Raw genomic sequence first — 20,070 nt, forward strand, 5'->3', positions numbered from 1 at the left:
ATGAACGGACTGAGCGCGACCCCGGCCTGGCAGGCCCTGGCGCAGCACGCCGAGGAAATCGGGCAGCAGCACCTGCGCGACCTGTTTGCCGCCGATCCGCAACGCTTCGCGCAGCTTTCGCTGCGCCACAACGGACTGCTGCTCGATTTTTCCAAGCAGCGCCTGAGCACGACCACGCTGGCACTGCTGCGCGAACTCGCCGAGCGGGCGGACTGGCAGCAGTGGCGGGAACGGATGCGCAGCGGCGAAGCAATCAACCATACCGAGCAGCGCGCCGCCGGCCATCACTGGCTGCGCGCCGGCGCCAGCGCGCCGGCCGTGGTACGCACCGGACTGGCACGCCTGGCGGTCTTCTGCGAGAGTGTTCACAGCGGTGAGTGGCGAGGCTACACCGGCGAGCGGATCAGCGATGTCGTTCATCTCGGCATCGGCGGCTCCGACCTCGGACCGCGTCTGGCCGTCCAGGCCCTGGCGGCCAGCCAGCACCCCGACCTGCGCGTCCATTTCGTCGCCAACCTCGATGGCGCCGACCTTGCCAGCCAGCTTTCCCGCCTCGATCCGCGCCGCACCCTGTTCGTCGTCGCCAGCAAGACCTTCACCACGCTGGAAACCATGGCCAACGCCACCACCGCCCGCAACTGGCTGCTGCACACGGCAGGTGACGAGGCGGCGGTGGCTCGGCATTTCGTCGCCGCCTCCAGCAACCAGCCGGCAGCGGCCGCATTCGGCATCGCCCCGGAGAACGTCTTCCCGTTCGCCGACTGGGTCGGCGGCCGTTTCTCGCTGTGGTCGTCGATCGGCTTACCGATCGCACTGGCCATCGGCTTCGCCAATTTCAAGCAGTTGCTGGCCGGCGCCCACGACCTCGACGAACACTTCTTCTCGGCTCCCGCCGCCACCAACCTGCCGCTGACCCTGGCCCTGATCGGCATCTGGAACCGCAATTTCCTCGGCGCCCACAGCCACGCCATCTTCCCTTACAGCCATTCGCTGCGCCTGCTGCCGGCGCACCTCCAGCAACTGGAAATGGAAAGCAACGGCAAGCGCGTCGACCGCGACCGACTCGCCGTCGATTACCAGACCAACCCGATCGTCTGGGGCGTCGCCGGGACCAATGGTCAACACTCATTTTTCCAATTGCTGCACCAGGGCAGCGAACTGGTGGCCAGCGACTTCATCGCCGTGGCCCGCGCCGACTTCCCCCTGCCCGGCCACCACAGCGGCCTGCTTGCCAACTGCCTGGCCCAGGCGGCGGCACTGGCCTTCGGCCAGACGGCGGAAGAGGCCCGCGCCGCCGGCATTGAGGAAACGCTGATCGCCTATCGCACCTTCCCTGGCAACCAGCCGTCGAGCACCCTGATCTTGCCGGCGCTGACGCCATTCAGCCTCGGCCAGTTGATCGCCTTATACGAGCACAAGGTGTTCTGCCAGGGCGTGCTGTGGAACCTCAATTCCTTTGACCAGTGGGGCGTCGAACTCGGCAAGCAACTGGCCGGCCGCCTGCTGCCGGTGATTCGCGGCGAAGGTGTCGACACGGAACTCGACACCTCGACCCGCGGCCTGATCGACCACCTCCGCAAACTGCGCTACTGACATGCCCGAAATCATCCTGATCGTTGCCGTCGCCCGCAACCGCGTGATCGGCAAGGACAACCGGCTGCTCTGGAACATTCCCGAGGACATGGCGCATTTCAAGCGTCTGACCGCCGGCCATGCCGTGCTGATGGGACGCAAGACCTGGGAATCGCTGCCCGAGCGCTTCCGCCCCCTGCCCGGCCGGCGCAACATCGTGATCAGCCGGCAACGCGACTACGTCGCAGCGGGCGCCGAGCTGGCCAACGCGCTGGCCGACGGCATCGCCCTGGCGGCGGACGCCGAGAAGCTGTTCGTCATTGGCGGCGCGCAGATCTACGAACAGGCGATGGCGCTGGCCGACCGCCTGGAAATCACCGAAGTCGAGCTGGCGCCGGAGGGCGACGCCTGGTTCCCGGAAATCTCCGCTGCCGACTGGCAGGAAAGCGCACGCAGCGCCGGTCCCGGCTGCAGCTTCGTCAGCTACCGGCGGCGCTGACGCCGCCGGCAAGCGGGGTCAGCGCACGCAGTTGACGTAGTACTCGCCGTCCTCGCGCTTGACTAGGCCGTGGATGTCGGTCTCGAAGCCGGGGAAGCGGGCGTTGAAATCGCGCGCGAACTTCAGGTAACGGACGATGGTGGCGTTGAAGCGCTCGCCCGGGATCAGGAGCGGGATGCCCGGCGGATAGGGGGTCAGCAGCACCGAGGTGATCCGGTCTTCGAGCTCGTCGAGGCGGACGCGCTCGATCTCGCGGTGCGCCATGCGCGCCCAGGCGTCGGCCGGACGCATCGCCGGCACCATGTCCGAGAGGTACATCTCGGTGGTCAGGCGGGCGACGTCGTTTTCCTTGTATACCGCGTGAATCTGCTTGCACAGGTCCTTCAGGCCCATCCGCTCGTAGCGCGTGTGCTTCTGCACGAATTCCGGCAGCACCTTCCACAACGGCTGGTTCTTGTCGTAATCGTCCTTGAACTGCTGCAGCGCGGTAACCAGCGTGTTCCAGCGGCCCTTGGTGATGCCGATGGTGAACATGATGAAGAAGCTGTAGAGGCCGCACTTCTCGACGATGACGCCGTGCTCGGCGAGGTACTTGGTGACGATCGCCGCCGGGATGCCGCGCTCGCCGAAGTCGCCGTCGACGTCCAGCCCCGGGGTGATGATCGTCGCCTTGATCGGGTCGAGCATGTTGAAGCCTTCGGCGAGCTGGCCGAAGCCGTGCCAGCGGTGGCCGGGTTTCAGCATCCAGGCGTCGCGCTCCTCGATGCCTTCTTCCGACAGGTCGTCCGGGCCCCAGACCTTGAACCACCAGTCGGTGCCCCATTCCTCGTCGACCTTGCGCATGGCGCGGCGGAAGTCGAGCGCTTCGGCGATCGACTCCTCGACCAGCGCGGTACCGCCCGGCGCTTCCATCATCGCCGCCGCGACGTCGCACGAGGCGATGATCGAGTACTGCGGCGAGGTCGAGGTATGCATCAAGTAGGCCTCGTTGAAGGCATCGCGGTCGAGGTGGCGTTCCTCGCAGTCCTGGACCAGGATCTGCGAGGCTTGCGAGAGACCGGCGAGCAGTTTGTGCGTCGATTGCGTGGCGAAGATCATCGATTCCTTGCAGCGCTGGCGGTCGGCGCCGATCGCATGGTAGTCGCCGTAGAAATCGTGGAAGGCGGCATGCGGCAGCCAGGCTTCGTCGAAGTGCAGGGTGTCGATCCTGCCGTCGAGCATCTCCTTGATGTCCTCGACGTTGTAGAGCACGCCGTCGTAGGTCGACTGGGTGATCGTCAGCACGCGCGGCTTGGCCGTCTTGTCTTCGATGAAGGGATTGGCATCGATCTTCTTCTGGATGTTCTCCCAGGCGAACTCGCTCTTCGGGATCGGCCCGATGATGCCGAAGTTGTTGCGCGTCGGCATCAGGAACACCGGGATGGCGCCGGTCATGATGATCGAGTGCAGCACCGACTTGTGGCAGTTGCGGTTGACGACGACGATGTCGCCCGGCGCCACGGTCGAGTTCCAGACGATCTTGTTCGAGGTCGAGGTGCCGTTGGTGACGAAGTACAGGTGGTCGCAGTTGAAGATGCGCGCGGCGTTGCGCTCGGAGGCGGCGACCGGGCCGGTGTGGTCGAGCAGTTGGCCGAGTTCCTCGACCGCGTTGCACACGTCGGCGCGCAGCATGTTCTCGCCGAAGAACTGGTGGAACATCTGGCCGACCGGCGATTTCAGGAAGGCGACGCCGCCCGAGTGGCCGGGACAGTGCCAGGAGTAGGAGCCGTCGGCGGCGTAGTGGGTCAGCGCGCGGAAGAAGGGCGGCGGCAGGCTGTCGAGGTAGGCGTTGGCTTCGCGCTTGATGTTGCGGGCGATGAACTCCGGGGTGTCCTCGTGCATGTGGATGAAACCGTGCAGCTCGCGCAGGATGTCGTTCGGAATGTGGCGGCTGGTGCGCGTCTCGCCGTGCAGGAAGATCGGGATCTCGGCGTTCTTGTGGCGGATTTCCTCGACGAAGGCGCGCAGTTCGGCCAGCGTCTCTTCCGGTTCGAGCGCCAGCTCCTCGTCGTCGATCGACAGGATGAAGGCCGACGCCCGGCTCTGCTGCTGGGCGAACGAGGTCAGGTCGCCGTAACTGGTGACGCCGAGCACTTCCAGTCCCTCGCTCTGCAGGGCTTCGGCCAGCGCGCGGATACCCAGCCCGGAGGCGTTTTCGGAACGGAAGTCTTCATCGATGATGATGACCGGAAAATGGAAGCGCATGGTGTATCCCCAAAAGCGGCGACCCGCCGCAGCGGGTCGGAGAATAAGCGGTTTACGTTACGGAATGCGGTCAGATCTTGGGCAGGGTGACGCCTTCCTGCCCCTGGTACTTGCCGCCACGGTCCTTGTACGAGGTTTCGCAGATTTCGTCGGACTCGAAGAACAGCACCTGGGCGCAACCCTCGCCGGCATAGATCTTGGCCGGCAGCGGCGTGGTGTTCGAGAACTCGAGTGTGACGTGACCTTCCCATTCCGGCTCGAACGGCGTCACGTTGACGATGATGCCGCAGCGCGCATAGGTCGACTTGCCGAGACAGACGGTGAGCACCGAGCGCGGGATGCGGAAGTATTCCATGGTGCGCGCCAGCGCGAAAGAATTCGGCGGGATGATGCAGACGTCGGATTCGATCTCGACGAAGGACTTCGGGTCGAAGTTCTTGGGGTCGACGACGGTCGAATTGATGTTGGTGAACACCTTGAATTCGCGCGCGCAGCGGATGTCGTAGCCGTAACTCGAAGTGCCGTAGGAAACGATCTTCTGGCCGTTCGCCTCGCGCACCAGTTCCGGCGCGAACGGCTCGATCATGCCGTGTTCCTGCGCCATGCGGCGTATCCACTTGTCCGATTTGATGGCCATACGGGAATCCTGCAGTCAACCAGAAATAAAGGCGGGATTCTACCCGCCTTTATTCGCTGCAATGTGTAAAAAGATCAGGTGTTCTGGACGACGATGTTGGGGAACTTCGAACTCATGTCCTTGGCCTTTTCGGCGACCTTGACCGCCACCCGGCGAGCGATGCGGCGGTAGATTTCCGCCGCCTTCGAATCCGGCGCACCGACCACCGTCGGCTTACCGCCGTCGGCCATCTGGCGGATGCTCATTTCCAGCGGCAGACTGCCCAGGAATTCGACGTCGTAGTCCTTGCACATCTGCTCGCCGCCGCCTTCGCCGAAGATGTGCTCGGCGTGGCCGCAGTTCGAACAGACGTGGATGCTCATGTTCTCGACGATGCCGAGGATCGGGATATTCACCTTCTCGAACATCTTCAGCCCCTTGCGCGCGTCGATCAGGGCGATGTCCTGCGGCGTCGTGACGATCACCGCGCCGGTCACCGGCACCTTCTGCGCCAGCGACAGTTGCGTGTCGCCAGTACCCGGCGGCATATCGACGATCAGGTAGTCGATGTCCTGCCAATGCGTTTCGTTGAGCAGTTGTTCCAGCGCCTGCGAGACCATCGGCCCACGCCAGACCATCGGCGTCTCGACATCGACCAGGAAACCGATCGACATCGCCTGCACGCCGTAGGCCTCGAGCGGCTCCATCCGCTTGCCGTCCGGCGACTCCGGCTGGCGACCGGCCAGCCCCAGCATCTGCGGCTGCGAGGGACCGTAGATGTCGGCGTCGAGCAGGCCGACGCGCGCCCCTTCCTGGGCCAACGCCAGCGCCAGGTTGACCGCCGTCGTGCTCTTGCCGACGCCGCCCTTGCCGGAGGCGACGGCGATGATGTTGCGCACCCCGGGCAGCAACTTGACGCCGAGCTGGACGGCATGGGCGACGATGCTGCTGGAGACGCTGACGCTGACGCGGCCGGCGCCCGGCAGCGCGGCCAGCGCGCCGACAATCTGCTGACGGATGATTTCGTGCTGGCTGTTCGCCGGGTAGCCGAGTTCGATGTCGAAAGCGACACCGTCGGCGTCAAGGCGCAGATTCTTCAGGCACTTGCCGGCAAGATAGCTTTTCCCGGTATTGGGATCGATGGTTTCGGCCAGGACATTCCTGACCTGCTGTTCGGTAAGGCTCATGGACACTCCGCTTGGGCTGGCGTCGGACAATACCCGACTGATTTCGTAGAGTATAGCCCAAAGCCTTGCCGCAAATCAGCCGGAAACGGTATCCAGTCGATAGCCCTGCCCGTAGACCGAGGTCAACATCAGGCCGCTTTCGCCCGAGAGGCCGAGCTTCTTGCGCAGGCGGCTGGCGTGGGTGTCGACGGTGCGCGTATCGACATCGGCCTCGCGCGCCCAGACGGCGGCCAGCAGTTCCTCGCGCGCCAACACCCGGCCGACGTTCTTCAGGAAGACGGCAGCGAGGTCGAACTCGCGCTGCGTCAGATCGATCTCCTGCCCGGCCAGACGAACCCGCCGCCCCTCGACGTCGACCTCGATACTGCCGATGCGAAGCAGATCCGGGTGTTTGGCCCGGCGCCGGCGCAGCAGCGCATCGACGCGGGCGAGGAATTCCATGTAGCGAACCGGCTTCGGCACATAGTCGTCGGCCCCCAGGCGCAGGATATCGGAGGCATGTTCTTCCTCGGTGCGCGCGGTACAGACGACGATCGGCACATCCCAGCCGTAACGCTCGCGGATCTTGCCGACCAGCACGTCGCCGCCGACATCGGGCAGGACCCAGTCCACCACGTAGAAATCGAAGCTGCGCGTGGCCAGCACATCAAGGAAGGACTTGCCATCGGCAAATACCTCGACCTGGTAGCCCTCGCTTTTCAACAAGGCCTTCAGCACTTCGGCCTGACTGCGACTGTCTTCGATAACGGCAAAGTTCATAACCCCTCCTGGAAAGACGAATTCTGCCCAGCCCGGGCCGCCGGATCAACCGATAAATGCATGATTCCACGCGGCCCCGCCCTGACTTCGACTTGCACCGCAGCAACGGGTTTCGTTCCGGGCGCGGTAGAATCGCGTTTTTGCCCAATCCCGTCGCCCCCATGCCGCGCAAGATCCTCGTCACCTCCGCCCTGCCGTATGCCAACGGCGCCATCCACCTCGGCCACCTCGTCGAATACATCCAGACCGACATCTGGGTGCGTTTCCAGAAGATGTCCGGCAACGAATGCTGGTACGTCTGCGCCGACGACACGCACGGCACGCCGATCATGCTGCGCGCCGAAAAGGAGGGTATCACGCCGGAACAACTGATCGAGCGCGTGCATGGCGAGCATTCGCGCGACTTCGCCGGCTTCCTGGTCGGCTTCGACAACTACTACAGCACGCACTCGCCGGAAACCCGCGCCTGCGCCAACGACATCTACGGCAAGCTCAAGGCCGGCGGCCTGATCGAGGTGCGCTCGATCGAGCAGTACTACGACCCGGTCAAGCAGATGTTCCTGCCCGACCGCTTCATCAAGGGCGAGTGTCCGAAGTGCCACGCCAAGGACCAGTACGGCGACAACTGCGAAGTCTGCGGCGCCGCCTACGCGCCGACCGACCTGATCGAGCCGTTCTCGGCCGTCTCCGGCGCCAAGCCCGAGCTGCGCCACTCCGACCACTATTTCTTCAAGCTCTCCGACCCGCGCTGCGAAGCCTTCCTGCGCGAATACACGAGCAGCGGCGTGCTCCAGGCCGAAGCCGCCAACAAGATGCAGGAATGGCTGGGCGCCCCCGGCGACAACAAGCTGTCCGACTGGGACATCTCGCGCGACGCGCCCTACTTCGGCTTCGAGATTCCCGACGCACCGGGCAAGTATTTCTATGTCTGGCTCGACGCGCCGATCGGCTACATGGGTTCGTTTAGGAACCTTTGCGCCAAGCGGGGTCTCGATTTCGACGAGTTCTTCAAGAAGGACTCGACGACCGAGCTCTACCATTTCATCGGCAAGGACATCCTCTACTTCCACGCGCTGTTCTGGCCGGCCGAGCTGCAACACGCCGGCTACCGCACGCCGACCAGGATCTTCGCGCACGGCTTCCTGACCGTCGATGGCGCCAAGATGTCGAAGTCGCGCGGCACCTTCATCACCGCCGAAAGCTTCCTGAACAGCGGCATGAACCCGGAGTGGCTGCGCTACTACTTCGCCGCCAAGCTGTCGAACACGATGGAAGACATCGACCTCAGCTTCGACGACTTCGTCGCCCGCGTGAATTCGGACCTGGTCGGCAAGTACGTCAACATCGCCAGCCGCGCCGCCGGCTTCATCGCCAAGCGCTTCAACGGCCAACTGGCGCCGGCTGACGACAAGCTGCCGGCGATCCGCGCCATCCGTGACGCCGCACCGCGCGTCGCCGAACTGTTCGAAGCGCGCGAGTTCAGCAAGGCGATCCGCGAGATCATGGCCCTGACCGACGGCGCCAACCAGTACGTCGACAGCGTCAAACCCTGGGAACTGGCCAAGCAGGAAGGCAAGGACAGCGAACTGCACGCCGCCTGCTCGAACGCGCTCAACCTGTTCCGCCTGCTCACCGTACTGCTCAAACCGGTGCTGCCGGCCACCGCCGGCAAGGTCGAGGCTTTCATGAACCTGGCGCCGCTGACCTGGGCCGACGCCGGCACGCTGCTCGCCGGCGGCCACGCGATCAACGCCTACAGCCACCTGATGACGCGCGTCGACGCCAAGCAGATCGAAGCGCTGATCGAAGCCAACAAGCAGTCGCTGGCCCCGGCCACCGCCGAAGCGCCGGCCAAGCCCGCCGCCAAGCCGGCCGAAAAGAAGGAAGCCCCGGCCAGCGCCGACGGCCTGTGCAGCATCGACGACTTCATGAAGGTCGACCTGCGCATCGCCAAGATCGTCAATGCCGAGCACGTCGACGGCGCCGACAAGCTGGTGCGCCTGACCCTGGACATCGGCGAGGAGAAGACGCGCAACGTCTTCGCCGGCATCAAGGCGGCCTACGACCCGGCGCAACTGGTCGGCCGACTGACCGTGATGGTCGCCAACCTGGCGCCGCGCAAGATGAAATTCGGCCTCTCCGAAGGCATGGTGCTCGCCGCTTCCGACCTCGACGGCAAGACGCCGGGACTCTACCTGCTGTCTCCCGACAGCGGTGCCCAGCCCGGCATGCGGGTCAAGTAGGCAGCAACGCTCCCCCGAGGCCGCGACAGCGGCCTTTTTCTTTTGCAGCGCAGCATTCCGGCCTCAAACCTCAAGCGTTACTTTAAGTTTGGCGGTCAATCACCACCCCGGCATAGAGGTTTTCGATCTATCCACAAAACCTGTGGATAAGTCTGTGGGTTAGTTGCGAGGCACACCGCTAAGTGACCGCCCCACAAGGCTTTTCCTTACCCTGCGCAAAACTTGCGCAAACAGGTAAGCCACTGATTCCATGCGATTAATCACAAGCCGGGCGAATCTGTCAAATTCACCAGCGACACCGAGGCAGGCGTCGCGACAGGCGATGAACGCTGTGTATAACCGGGCTTGACAAAGCCGCTTGTCAAGCCCGGAACGCAAATTTTTGTCAGAATATGGTGATGAACGCACAAACCCGCCCCCTTCCCTTCCGACTGCTTGCTTTCCTGCTGGTCGACCTGTTCGGTTTCCTCTGCGTCGCCCTCGGCGTTGCCTGGTTCGCCGGCGGCGACGGCACGATCCTCGACAGTTTTCCGCGCAGCACGGCGGAAGCGGCAGCCAGCGCCGGTGGCGGGCTGGTCCTCATGGTTTGGGCGATCGGCCGTATCCTGCGCGAACTCGGCCGCCTGGCGCCGCCCCGACCGGACGGCGATTAATCGCCGCGCACCGAGGCGCGCAGCCAGTCCGGCAATTCGCGCTCGCCGGCATTGTCGATGATGTACTGACGGATCAGCCGGCGCACGACCTGCGACGGCGTCAGATCCTGCGTCGCGCAGATTTCCTCGAAGATCTGTTTCTTCCTCGGGTCGATCAGCAGCGTCAGGCGGGCGGTGCGTTTCTCCATGAGTCTTCTCTTCTTGTATTCCTTCGTCGTGATATTAACATACGATTAACATTGACGATTAATCATCTACTCATATAATGCAACGCTTCCTCCCCCGAGCGCGCGTCATGATTAAGATCGCCTTCCGCCCCAAGCTGCTGGACTGCCTGCCGACTTACGACCGGGCCCAGTTCGGCAAGGACCTCGGCGCCGGGATCACCGTCGGCGTGCTGGCGCTGCCACTGGCGATGGCCTTCGCCATCGCCTCCGGGGTGTCGCCGACCGCCGGCATCTGGACCGCCATCGTCGCCGGCCTGATCATTTCGCTGCTCGGCGGCTCACGGGTGCAGATCGGCGGCCCGACCGGCGCCTTCATCCCCATCATCTACGGCATCGTCGCCGCCCACGGCTTCGCCAACCTGCTCGGCGCCACCATGCTCGCCGGCGTCATGCTGCTGGCCATGGGGCTGACCCGCATGGGCCAGTTGATCCGCTTCATCCCGGTGACCGTCGTCATCGGCTTCACCAACGGCATCGCCGTCGTCATCTTCCTGGCCCAGATCAAGGATTTCTTCGGCCTCACCATCGCCAGCCTGCCGGCCGAATTCTTCGCCCGGATCAAGGTGCTGGCGGCGCACGCGCATACCGTCGACCTGCCGACGTTGGCGCTGTCGGTCGCCTGCTTCGTCTTCCTGCTCTCCTACAACCGGCTGGCGCAACGGCTGGCGCTGCTGCGCCGGGCGCCCGGCCCGCTCGCCGTGCTGGTGGTCGGCACCATCGCCGCCTGGGCGCTCGACCTGCCGGTGGAAACCATCGGCAGCCGCTTCAACGGCATTCCGCAGGAACTGCCGGCCTTCGGTTTTCCCGCCTTGTCGATCCATGATTTCGGCAAGCTGATCTCGCCAGCGATCACCATCGCCCTGCTCGGCGCCATCGAGTCGCTGCTCTCGGCACGCGTCGCCGACAGCCAGATCGACGACCGCCACGACCCCAACCAGGAACTCGTCGCCCAGGGCCTGGCCAACCTCGCCGCCCCCCTCTGCGGCGGCTTCGCGGCAACCGGCGCGATCGCCCGCACGTTGACCAACGTCAAGTCCGGCGGGCGCACGCCGATCGCCGGCATCATCCACGCGCTGACCCTGCTCGCCGTCGTCCTGGTCGCCGCGCCGCTCGCTGCTTACGTGCCGCTGGCGACGCTGTCGGCAATCGTCATGGTGGTCGCCATCAACATGGGCGAATGGCACGAGTTTAAGGAACTGCGCCGCTATTCGTGGAACTACCGGCTGATCCTGGTCAGCGTCTTCCTGGTCACCGTGCTTTTCGACCTGACCATCGCCGTCGAACTCGGCATGGTCCTGGCCAGCCTGTTCTTCATCTACCGCATGTCCGAACTGACCCGCATCGAGCGCCTGCCGCTCGACGAGGAAGCGCAGGAGCCGCACCTGCTCTACCCCGACGGCACGTTGCGCGTCGCCGCCTGGCAGTTGTACGGTTCGCTGTTCTTCGGCGCGGTGAACAAGCTCGAAGAACTGCTCGACCCGCGCGCCGGCCACCCCGAGGTCGTCATCCTCGACACCACCCGCCTGGTCCAGCTCGACACCACCGGCCTCGAAGGCCTGGAAAACCTGCGCGACAAGCTGGCCAAGCGTGGCTGCACGCTGCTCCTCTGCGGCCTCAATTCGCAACCCGGCTCGCTGCTCTACCGCGCCGGCTTCATCGACGCCGTCGGCGACGACAACGTCTGTCCCGACCTCCCGCACGCCATCGCGCGCGCCCACCGCCTGCTGCCCAACCTGATGGGCGGCCTCCAGGAAGAATACTGAACCATGAGCGCCCTACCCAACTGCCCGCAATGCAACTCCGCCTTCACCTACGAGGACGGCCCGCTCTACATCTGCCCCGAATGCGCCCATGAATGGCCGAAGGACACCCCGGCCGCCGCCGTCGAGGAAAGCAAGGTCTGGCGCGACGCCAACGGCAACGAGCTCAAGGACGGCGACAGCGTCACCGTGATCAAGGACCTGAAGATCAAGGGCTCGTCGTCGGTGGTCAAGGTCGGCACCAAGGTCAAGAACATCCGCCTGATCGACGGCGACCACGACATCGATTGCAAGATCGACGGCATCGGCGCCATGCAGTTGAAGTCGGAATTCGTCAAGAAGGCCTGATCAGCCGGGCGCCGGCTTGCCCGGCGTGAAATAGAGACAGGGCTGCCCCGACGACTCGATGACGTCGCGCATCGGCTCGCGCGCGCTCTTGAAGCCGAGCTGGCGGCAGCCGTAGGGAAAATCCGCGTCGAAAGTGATGTAGTAGTGGCGGCAGCCGCGGCAACGCGGCCGTTCCGGCACCGGCGCCGGGTTTGCCGCCATCGTCTAGCCCCGCAGTCCGAGCCCGGCCGCCCAGGCTTCCGCCGACGGCCGCACGATATCCAGCCAGGGCGCCGGATAGACGCCGATGCCGACGATCATCGCGATCAGAGCCAGCAGCACCCAGCGCTCGGCCGGCCGCAAATCCCCGGCAGCGGCCACCGCCGGCTGCGTCAGCGGCCCGAAGAAGGCCTTGCGGTAAAGGGCGAGGAAGGCGCCGGCGGCGATCGCCAGCCCGAACAGCGCCGCCATCCCGGCCCCGGTGTAGCGATCCAGCGTCGCCAGGATGAGCAGGAACTCGGCCGGAAAGCTGCTCGTCCCCGGCATGCCGACGCCGGCCAGCCCACACATCAGCACCCCGCTGGCCAACAGCGGCATGGTCCGGGCCGCCCCGCCCAGCGCCTGGACGTCGGTCGACCCGGTGCGCTGGCGCAGGCATTCGAGCAGCAGCATGCCGCCGCCGGTCGCCACCGTGAAGCTGAGCAGCAGCGAGATCGCCCCCTGGGCGCCCTGCCCGGACAGCGTCGACAGACCGAGCGTCGCCAAGCCGACGTGACAGATGCTGGCGTAGGCCATGCCGACGCGCAGGTTGCTGTGTGCCAGGACGCCGACTGCGCCGTAGATCAGCGTCACCGTGCCGAAACCGGCGAGCAGCCAGTGCCAATCCTGCGCCGCCTGCGGCGCCAGCGGAATGGCGAACCTGACCAGCCCGTAGGCGCCGACCTTCAGCCCGAGCAGCAGCGCGGTCAGGCTACCCGGCGCCGCCAGCGCGAACTGCGGCAACCAGGTATGCAGCGGCACCAGCGGCAGCTTGAGGCCGAAGCCGATCAGCATCAGGACGAGGACGATGCGCTGCTCGCGCAAGGGCAGCGGATGTTCGAGCAGCACCGTCAGGTCGAAACTGCCGCCCGCGCTGCCGACGACGACGAAGGCAAGCAGCAGCGGAAAGCCGCCGGCGAGCATGATCAGCACGTAGCGCGCGGCGACCTGCGGCGCCCCGGCGGTGGCGCCCCAGCGCGACAGCAGGAAATAGACCGGAACCAGGCTGAATTCCCAGAAGACGAAGAAGACGATCAGGTCGATCGCACAGAAGATACCCAGCGTCGCCGCCAGCAGAAGCAAAAGCAGGCTGTGGAAGAGGCGCGGCGCGTTGGCGCCGGCGTCGCCGGCGACGATCAGCGCACCGAGGAAGAGCAAGGCAGTCGCCGGCAGGAAGAGCACCGACAGCCCATCCACCGCCAGCAGCCAGTCGACGCCCAGCCCGGTCAGCCAAGGCCAGCGTTCCAGCAACTGGAAACCGGCCGTCTCAGGACGATAGGAAAACAGCGCCAGGGTCGCCAGCGCCAGCACCGCCGCCATCGCGACGAAAGTCGCCGGCCGCGCCAGACGGGCGGGCAACAGCCAGAGCAGCCCGGCGCCGGCGACCGGCAGCAGCACCAGCAGCGAAAGCACGGGCAGCGCGGGAAGCAGCGGGTTCATCGGGCGAACCTCGCGGCCAGCGCCTGGCTGGCGGTATCGGTCAGGCGCAGCCAGGGCTCGGTGAAGAAGCCGATCGCCAGCAGCGCCGCCAGGGCGATGCCGCAGACCGCGTATTCCATCGCCAGCGTCCGGTCCACATCGTGCCCCACCGTCTTCTCCTGCGACAGGAAGGCCTTCTGGAAGGCCCAGAGCAGGAAGCCGGCGGCGGCCACGTTACCGAGCGCGGTGGCGACCGTGGACAACGCGCCGAAGCGGTCGATCGCCGCCTCCAGCACCAGGTGGGCGGCGTCGAAGCCGGGCGTGCCGGGCATGCCGACGATGGCCAGACCGCAGGTCAGGAAGGCGACGGCGAGGAAGGGAATGCGCTCGAACAGGCCGGACAGCTCGCCCAGTTCGGTAGTCCCGGTGCGCCGGAAGACGAAACCGACGATGAACCACATGCCGGTCACCGCCAACCCGAAGTTGGCGGCGAGCAGCACCGCCCCCTGGATGCCGGCGCTGTGCAGGCTGAACAGGCCGATCACCAGCAGGCTGGTATGGCTGACCACGGCGAAGGCGAGCAGCCGGCGCAGGTTGCTCTGCAGGAAGGCGAGCGCGGCGGTGAAGAAGACGCCGGCCATGGCGAAGCCGACGACGTAGGGCTGCCAGGCGAGGACGGCGTCCGGCGTCAGCGGCAGGACGAAGCGGGCCATGCCGTAGATGCCGACCTTGACCCCGACCATCAATGCCGGCGCCACCGCGATCAGCCCGTGCTGCGCCATGTTCGGCAGCCAGCCGTGCAGCGGGAAGAGCGGCGTGCGCACCGCCAGGCCGTAGAACAGCAGGTAAAAGGCGGCGGTCTGGAACTTGCCGGCGGGCAGCGTGCCGCTCAGGTCGAAAAGGTCGAAGCTCCAGCGCCCGCCGGTGCTTTCGGCATAGCCCCAGCCAAGCACGAAGCAGCCAGCGACGAAGAGCGCCAGCCCGAAGCCCTGGTACTGGACGAAGCGCGCCAGCGCCTGGGTCTCGGCGCGCGACGACGCCCAGCGCCGCAGCAGGTAGACCACCGCCCAAAGTTCGAGCGCCGAGAAGAAGGCGAACCAGGCGATGTTGACTGTCAGCAGCATCCCGACCAGTCCCGTCTCGGCCAGCAGCAGCACCGAGAACAGGCGGCCCGGCGAAATCATGCCGCGGCTCATCCCGTACAGCGTCATCAGCAGCGTCAGCAGCGCCGCCAGCAGCAGGAAGACGATGGCAATGCCATCGACCGCGACGTGGTAGCCGAGCAGCGCCCCGCGTTCCGCCAGTTGCAGGCCGGCCCGCGTCGGGTCGACCTGGGCGGCGACGTAACCGGCAAAGAGGAAGACGGCCAGCGCGCACAGCTTGCCGCCGAGCACCGCCGCCGGTCGTTCGCCGAGCGCATAGACCAGCGCCGCGCCGGCCAGCGGCAGCAGTTGCAGGAGGGCGAGCAGCGGCAGCGCCGCCTGCTGGAACCAGAAAGTCTCGCTCGGCATCAGAGGATCACCACGAAAGTCGCCATCACCGCCATCATCAGGTAGCGCGGTTGTTCGAGCAGCCCCTCCAGCGTCACCAGCCAGCGGCCGGCTTCGCGCAGCAGGCGCTCGGCGGCACCGCCGCGGCCGCGCAGGAGGAGGCGGTTCTCGATGCGTTGCAGAAAATCCGCGAGCAGCGCCAGCAGCCGTCCGGGCAGGCCGTCGGCCTGGACCAGCGGACGCTCCGGCGCGACCGCCCGGCCGCGCCCGGGTTCGCCGATGACGCGGTCGATGAAGTTTTCTTCCAGCGCCCGCACGTCGCGGGCGATCGCCGCGGTCGGCGCGGCGAGCAGGATGATGCCCAGGCGGTCGAGCCAGAAGCGCTGCAACGCCGCCGTGTATAGCGTCTGGCTGCGCACCAGCCAGCGCGGCGGCGGCGCCGGGCGGCCGCGGGTCAGTTGCAGCCAGGACGGCGCCAGCAGGAACTGCCAGGCCCGCCAGGCGGCGTGCAGGCACAGGTGCCAGGTGGCCAGCGTCGTCCAGCCGAGGCCGATGGCGACAAACATCAGGCCAACCTGGAAGACCGTGGCGAAGATCAGCGCCGACTTGACGTCGCTCTGCACCAGGCCGCACAGCCAGGCATAGAGCGCGGTCAGCGCGCCGATCACCAGCAGGCCGGCCATCACGTCCGGCAACTGGGCAAGCAGCGGCGATAGGCGCAGCATCAGGAAGACGCCGGCATGGACCAGCAGCGCGCCGTAGAAGATCGCCGACGACGGCGTCGGCCCCTCCAGCGCCCGGGCGATCCACGGCGTGAACGGCAGTTGCGCCGACTTGGCCAGGGCGGCGACGGCGAAGCCGAGCACCAGCACGCGCAAATCGACCAGCGACAACTGGGCGTCGAACAGCGCCGGCCACTCGAAACTGCCGGCCCAGTAAGCGGCCAGGCCAAGCGAGAAAAGCAGACCGGCGTCGCCGACCCGGTTGCTGACGAAGGCGAACAGGGCGTTGCCGGTCGCCACCGGGCGCTGCCAGGCGTAGCCGATGAGCAGGAAGGAAGCGACCCCGCACATTTCCCAGCCAAGGAAGAGCAGCAGCCCGTTGCCGGCGAGCAGCAGCGCCTGCAGCCCGGACAGGAAGAGGCCGAGGACGATGAAGTAGCGGTGAAAGCCCGCCTCGCGATGCAGGTAGGCGGCCGAGAAACGCACCACCAGCCAGCCGATCAGCGCACTCAGCGTCGCCACCGGCAGCGACAAGGCGTCGAGCAGGAAGGATATCTGGCCGCGCCAGTGGGCGGCGGCGAACCAGGTGGCGAACACCCGCTGGCCGGGCCAGCCGTGCCAGTACACGGCGAGATCGATCAGCAGCAGCAGAGCGAGGCTGCCGAGCGCCGCCAGTTCGCTGAAGCGCGCCGTCGGCACTTCGCCGGCATCGCCGGCACAGCGCCCGAGCAGCACGCGCAGACCGACCGCCATGGCGGCGAGCAGCGGCAGCAAGGGCACCAGCCAGACGCCATCGGCGGCGTTGCGCAAGAGTTCGATCATCCTTGAAACCTCAGTTGAACGCGGCCGATGGCGCGTTTGGACGGGATGACCGGCGCGAAGCGACGACGCGGCAGGCTCATGCCTGCAAGGAGGAGCGAAAACGAGCCGGCGAAAATTTCGGCAGACGGCGAGTTTCGGCGCAGCCACAAAGCCGGACGCCCGTCCGGACGTGCCAGCGGCCGCGTAGCGCCATCACCCAAAGCGTGCCTCACATCGCAGGCGCGGAGGTCAGCATTCATGCGGCGGCACCAGGAGAGTAAGCGGTCAACTGCGGTTTCCAGGATCATGTCACGCCTCCCAGCAGCATGGCCGGTGCCAGCGGCCCGGATTCGCCGGCGAACCAGTCGTGCGAACGCGCCACCTGCGGCAGCACGCTGCTCCCGGCCCAGGGCAGCCAGCCGCGGCGCGGGCAATAGCGGTGCAGCGCGCCGCTCGCCGGGTCGCGCGCGGCGACACGGATCCAGGCATTTCCGACCAGTTCCTGCAGGGCCGGCTGACGGGCGACGATAGCGGACAGCAATTCGGGTTTCTGTTCGACGACGACGAGCAGGCGCATCGGCTCGTGGATTTCGACCATCTGCCAGGGCAGACCGGTGCGCAGGTCGGACTCGGCGCCTTCCATGACCCCGAACAAGCCGGTCAGGTTGTGGGTGACCTTGGAGCCGCAGCCCCAGGCCTCGTTGTCGACGGTGGAAAAATAGTATTCGAGGGCGATGCCGGCGCCGACCGGGCCGGCGGCAAGCAGGATGCGCTCGACGATGGCACCGTCGCCGTCGGCCTCGGGGTCGTAGGAAATCAGGAACACCCGGCGGTCGAGGAAGAGACCGCGGCTCATCGCCCGCCGGCCGATGAAGGCGGCGGCGTTGGTGGCGTGGCCGAGTTCCGGCCGGGCCTGCGCCGGATCGGCGACGCGGCCGGCGACGTGGCGCATCGCCTGCCACGGGTTCGGGCGCGGCGGCGCCGAGGCGAGCCGGCGGCAACGCTCGACCGCGTGCCAGCGGCAGGCTTCCGCCAGCTTCGCCAGCAAGCGGTCGAAATCCGGCTGGCGCGCCGCCGGCAGCCGGTCGAGGTCGTACCACTCGATGCTGTCGTCGCCGGTGTGATGCTCGGCGGCGACGAAATGGCAGCCCGGCGGGATGACGATGCCGCGCCCGGCGAGCCCGGCCCGGACCTCGGGACGGTTGGCCATGGCGGCGAAGACGCGGGCGTTCGGCCCGCCGTGGCGGCCGGAGCAGGCGCCGCAGTCGTAGGCCGAGAGGTGCGGGTTGTTGCGGCTGCCGGAAGCGTGACCGAACATCAGCACGAGCGGCGCGAAGCCGTCGGTGAGGCCGATGGTGCGCAGAAAATCCTCGACCCGCTCGACCTGTTCCTCGTCGCTAAATACCGGCAGCCGGCCGGAATCGTCGCTGGCCGCGCGGGTCAGCGCCGGTTCGCCGGCGACCCGACCGTCGAACTGCTCGCGCCAGCGGCGCAGCGCCCGCGCCAGCCAGGCCGGCGCCAGCGTCGTCACGGTCAGCGCGGCGAGCGCCGGCAGGCCGGCGGCGGCGGTCAGCAAAGGACCGGCCAGCGGGGCGCGCCGGGTGTCCTGGTAGAGGCGCTCGCGCCAGCGCAGGCGCAGCTCGCGCCGGCGGGCGTGGCTGGCGCAGGCGGCCTCGCTGCCGGGCACCGGCTGCTCGCGCACCAGCCGGTCGGGCGTCACGACGACCGGGCAGAGGGCGATCGGCTGCGCGTCGTCCAGTCCCTGCCAGTACATTGGCAGGCCGAAGAAGCCGGCGGCACCGAAGGTCTCGATGTCCGGCGCGATCTCCTCAAGGTGGCGGCGCGTGCCTTCCTCGCGGTCGTCCATGCACATCACCACCTGCGCCGATGGCGTCGCAACGGCATGGCGGCGCCCGGTGTTGGCGGCCAGCGCGCCGAACAACTGCTCGCGGTAGTGCCCTTCGTAGGCTTCCAGCCAGAGCTGGCCGCGCAACTCCGGCGTCAGCCGCGCCAGTTCGCCGAGCAGCACCTGCGCCCCGGCCTCGTCGAGGACGGTCGGCGCCGCCTCGGCCAATTGCTCGAGCAGCCCGGCCAGGGCACGCGCATCGGCCGCCGGCCGGTCATCGGCAAGATGGGCGGCGACCGCAGGCGCCAGCGCCTCCCAGGCCGCCGCATTGGCCACCGCATTGGCCACCATAGCCGCCGCCGGGGCGGCGCACAGGCGGCCGGCAGCGGCCAGCAGGTCTTCCGGCAGGCAACCGAGATGGCGGGCATCGCGGACCAGGAATTCGGCCGGATGCGCCCGGCAGTAAGCGTCGAGTTCGGCCAGCCCGCCCGGGCTGCCGGTCAGCCGGCGCAGCAGCTCGCCGCACAGGCGGCGTTCGAGGAAGACGCGGACGGCCAGGTAATCGGCCATCGCCACCGGCGTCCCGGCGTCGGCCACCGGATGCCGATCGCGGCGCAGGAACATGCCGGACCAACCGGGCATCTCCAGCGCCAGGCGCAGCAGGATTTCGTACCAGCCCGCTTCGTCCGGCTGCAATTCGCGCAACTCCGCCTCGAGCAGGACGACGGCGTCGTCCGGCAGGTGCTGGATCTCGTCGCGAATGTCGGGCAGTTCGTCGAGCTCCCAGGCGAGGTCGCGACCGGCGCTGGCTTTCCAGGCGGCGTAAAAGCCCTGACCGTGCGCCGGGTTGCGCCAGGCCGCCATGCCGAGATCGAGGTGCGCTGCCAGGTGGCGCTGCAGGATGCCGCGCACCGAGGCCAGCACGTCCTCGCCGCTGAGCCGGGCGAGCAGGCCGCGCAGGCTGTACTGGCGGCCGACCCCGGCGCCCAGCGCGGCCCAACGCCGGGCGGCCAGTGCCCGCCAGTCGGCGCCGGCCGGCGCCGCCGGCAACAGTTGCCGGCAGGCCGCCAGGCGGGCGGCGTCGGGCGGCGCCGTTTCGTCGACCAGAAGCGCCGCCAGCCAGACGTCGCGGCGGCAGAATCCGCCCCACACTGGCGCCTCGAGATCGTCGATGCCGGCATCGGCCAGCGCGCCGAGCAGGTCGTCGCGGCCGATCCGACCGCTGGCGAAGGCTTCCCGGAAACGCGCCGGCGGCCAGTAGCTGCCGGCACCGGTCAGCGCCTGCGCCGCCGCCAGCGCCTCGGCGAACGGCAGATGCTGGAAACCGTGCAGGGTGTTGTGGTGTACGAAATCGCGGATCGGCGCCTGCGCCGGCAGGATATGCTCCAGTTCGGCCAGCCAGTGCCGCAGGCGCTCGTCGCGTGAAGATGGTGGCGTCGCCGTCATT

At 67.1% G+C, this 20,070-nt stretch carries 17 protein-coding genes; 6 read left to right on the top strand and 11 right to left on the bottom strand.

Going from position 1 to position 20,070, the window contains the following annotated elements:
- Entirely contained in the window at window positions 1–1,593 is a 1,593-nt protein-coding gene (pgi, locus tag AC0KWY_RS10445; RefSeq protein WP_474029586.1) for a glucose-6-phosphate isomerase, read from the top strand.
- A 1-nt stretch (window position 1,594) separates the two neighbouring features.
- Complete coding sequence (locus tag AC0KWY_RS10450) at window positions 1,595–2,071, top strand: dihydrofolate reductase (protein ID WP_474029587.1); 477 nt, start codon at window positions 1,595–1,597, stop codon at window positions 2,069–2,071.
- Window positions 2,072–2,089: 18 nt separating this feature from the next.
- Here AC0KWY_RS10450 and AC0KWY_RS10455 read toward each other — a convergent pair whose 3' ends face one another.
- The 4 genes from AC0KWY_RS10455 to AC0KWY_RS10470 form a co-directional block, all read right to left on the bottom strand.
- Window positions 2,090–4,315: an Orn/Lys/Arg family decarboxylase gene (locus AC0KWY_RS10455; RefSeq protein ID WP_474029588.1), complete on the bottom strand. Its 2,226-nt coding sequence runs from the start codon at window positions 4,313–4,315 to the stop codon at window positions 2,090–2,092.
- A gap of 70 nt (window positions 4,316–4,385) precedes the next feature.
- Complete coding sequence (gene dcd / locus AC0KWY_RS10460; protein ID WP_121456767.1) at window positions 4,386–4,952, bottom strand: dCTP deaminase; 567 nt, start codon at window positions 4,950–4,952, stop codon at window positions 4,386–4,388.
- A gap of 74 nt (window positions 4,953–5,026) precedes the next feature.
- Entirely contained in the window at window positions 5,027–6,118 is a 1,092-nt protein-coding gene (gene apbC, locus AC0KWY_RS10465; protein WP_474029589.1) for an iron-sulfur cluster carrier protein ApbC, read from the bottom strand.
- Window positions 6,119–6,193: 75 nt separating this feature from the next.
- Window positions 6,194–6,877 carry a response regulator transcription factor gene (locus AC0KWY_RS10470; RefSeq protein WP_474029590.1) on the bottom strand — a complete coding sequence of 228 codons (684 nt, stop codon included), beginning with the start codon at window positions 6,875–6,877 and terminating at the stop codon, window positions 6,194–6,196.
- A gap of 161 nt (window positions 6,878–7,038) precedes the next feature.
- Between AC0KWY_RS10470 and metG the strand changes: the two genes are divergently transcribed.
- Complete coding sequence (metG, locus tag AC0KWY_RS10475; protein WP_474029591.1) at window positions 7,039–9,120, top strand: methionine--tRNA ligase; 2,082 nt, start codon at window positions 7,039–7,041, stop codon at window positions 9,118–9,120.
- 398 nt (window positions 9,121–9,518) lie between these two features.
- Window positions 9,519–9,773: a hypothetical protein gene (locus AC0KWY_RS10480; RefSeq protein WP_474029592.1), complete on the top strand. Its 255-nt coding sequence runs from the start codon at window positions 9,519–9,521 to the stop codon at window positions 9,771–9,773.
- Here AC0KWY_RS10480 and AC0KWY_RS10485 read toward each other — a convergent pair.
- A complete protein-coding gene (locus AC0KWY_RS10485) occupies window positions 9,770–9,961 on the bottom strand; it encodes a CopG family transcriptional regulator (RefSeq protein WP_474029593.1) in 192 nt (63 codons plus the stop codon). The genes AC0KWY_RS10480 and AC0KWY_RS10485 overlap by 4 nt on opposite strands.
- A gap of 110 nt (window positions 9,962–10,071) precedes the next feature.
- Between AC0KWY_RS10485 and AC0KWY_RS10490 the strand changes: the two genes are divergently transcribed.
- Window positions 10,072–11,763: a SulP family inorganic anion transporter gene (locus AC0KWY_RS10490; protein WP_474029716.1), complete on the top strand. Its 1,692-nt coding sequence runs from the start codon at window positions 10,072–10,074 to the stop codon at window positions 11,761–11,763.
- A gap of 3 nt (window positions 11,764–11,766) precedes the next feature.
- Window positions 11,767–12,108 (top strand): zinc ribbon domain-containing protein YjdM, encoded by a 342-nt coding sequence (locus tag AC0KWY_RS10495; protein ID WP_474029594.1) that lies wholly within the window; start codon window positions 11,767–11,769, stop codon window positions 12,106–12,108.
- Here AC0KWY_RS10495 and AC0KWY_RS10500 read toward each other — a convergent pair whose 3' ends face one another.
- The 6 genes from AC0KWY_RS10500 to AC0KWY_RS10525 are packed head-to-tail and all read right to left on the bottom strand — an operon-like array spanning window position 12,109 to window position 20,069.
- A complete protein-coding gene (locus AC0KWY_RS10500; RefSeq protein WP_474029595.1) occupies window positions 12,109–12,309 on the bottom strand; it encodes a hypothetical protein in 201 nt (66 codons plus the stop codon).
- A 3-nt stretch (window positions 12,310–12,312) separates the two neighbouring features.
- Entirely contained in the window at window positions 12,313–13,785 is a 1,473-nt protein-coding gene (locus tag AC0KWY_RS10505; RefSeq protein ID WP_474029596.1) for a complex I subunit 4 family protein, read from the bottom strand.
- Complete coding sequence (locus tag AC0KWY_RS10510) at window positions 13,782–15,275, bottom strand: complex I subunit 4 family protein (protein WP_474029598.1); 1,494 nt, start codon at window positions 15,273–15,275, stop codon at window positions 13,782–13,784. The genes AC0KWY_RS10505 and AC0KWY_RS10510 overlap by 4 nt, the downstream gene beginning before the upstream one ends.
- On the bottom strand, window positions 15,275–16,798 hold the full coding sequence (locus AC0KWY_RS10515; RefSeq protein ID WP_474029599.1) for a proton-conducting transporter transmembrane domain-containing protein: 1,524 nt from the start codon (window positions 16,796–16,798) through the stop codon (window positions 15,275–15,277). The genes AC0KWY_RS10510 and AC0KWY_RS10515 overlap by 1 nt, the downstream gene beginning before the upstream one ends.
- Window positions 16,795–17,085 carry a hypothetical protein gene (locus AC0KWY_RS10520; protein WP_474029600.1) on the bottom strand — a complete coding sequence of 97 codons (291 nt, stop codon included), beginning with the start codon at window positions 17,083–17,085 and terminating at the stop codon, window positions 16,795–16,797. Before AC0KWY_RS10520 ends, AC0KWY_RS10515 begins: the two co-directional genes overlap by 4 nt.
- The gene (locus AC0KWY_RS10525; protein ID WP_474029601.1) at window positions 17,082–20,069 is read right to left on the bottom strand and encodes a DUF2309 domain-containing protein; all 2,988 of its coding nucleotides are present in this window, start codon (window positions 20,067–20,069) and stop codon (window positions 17,082–17,084) included. The genes AC0KWY_RS10520 and AC0KWY_RS10525 overlap by 4 nt, the downstream gene beginning before the upstream one ends.
- Window position 20,070: the final 1 nt, after the last annotated feature.

The organism is Azonexus sp. MM2026_4 (assembly GCF_055901855.1).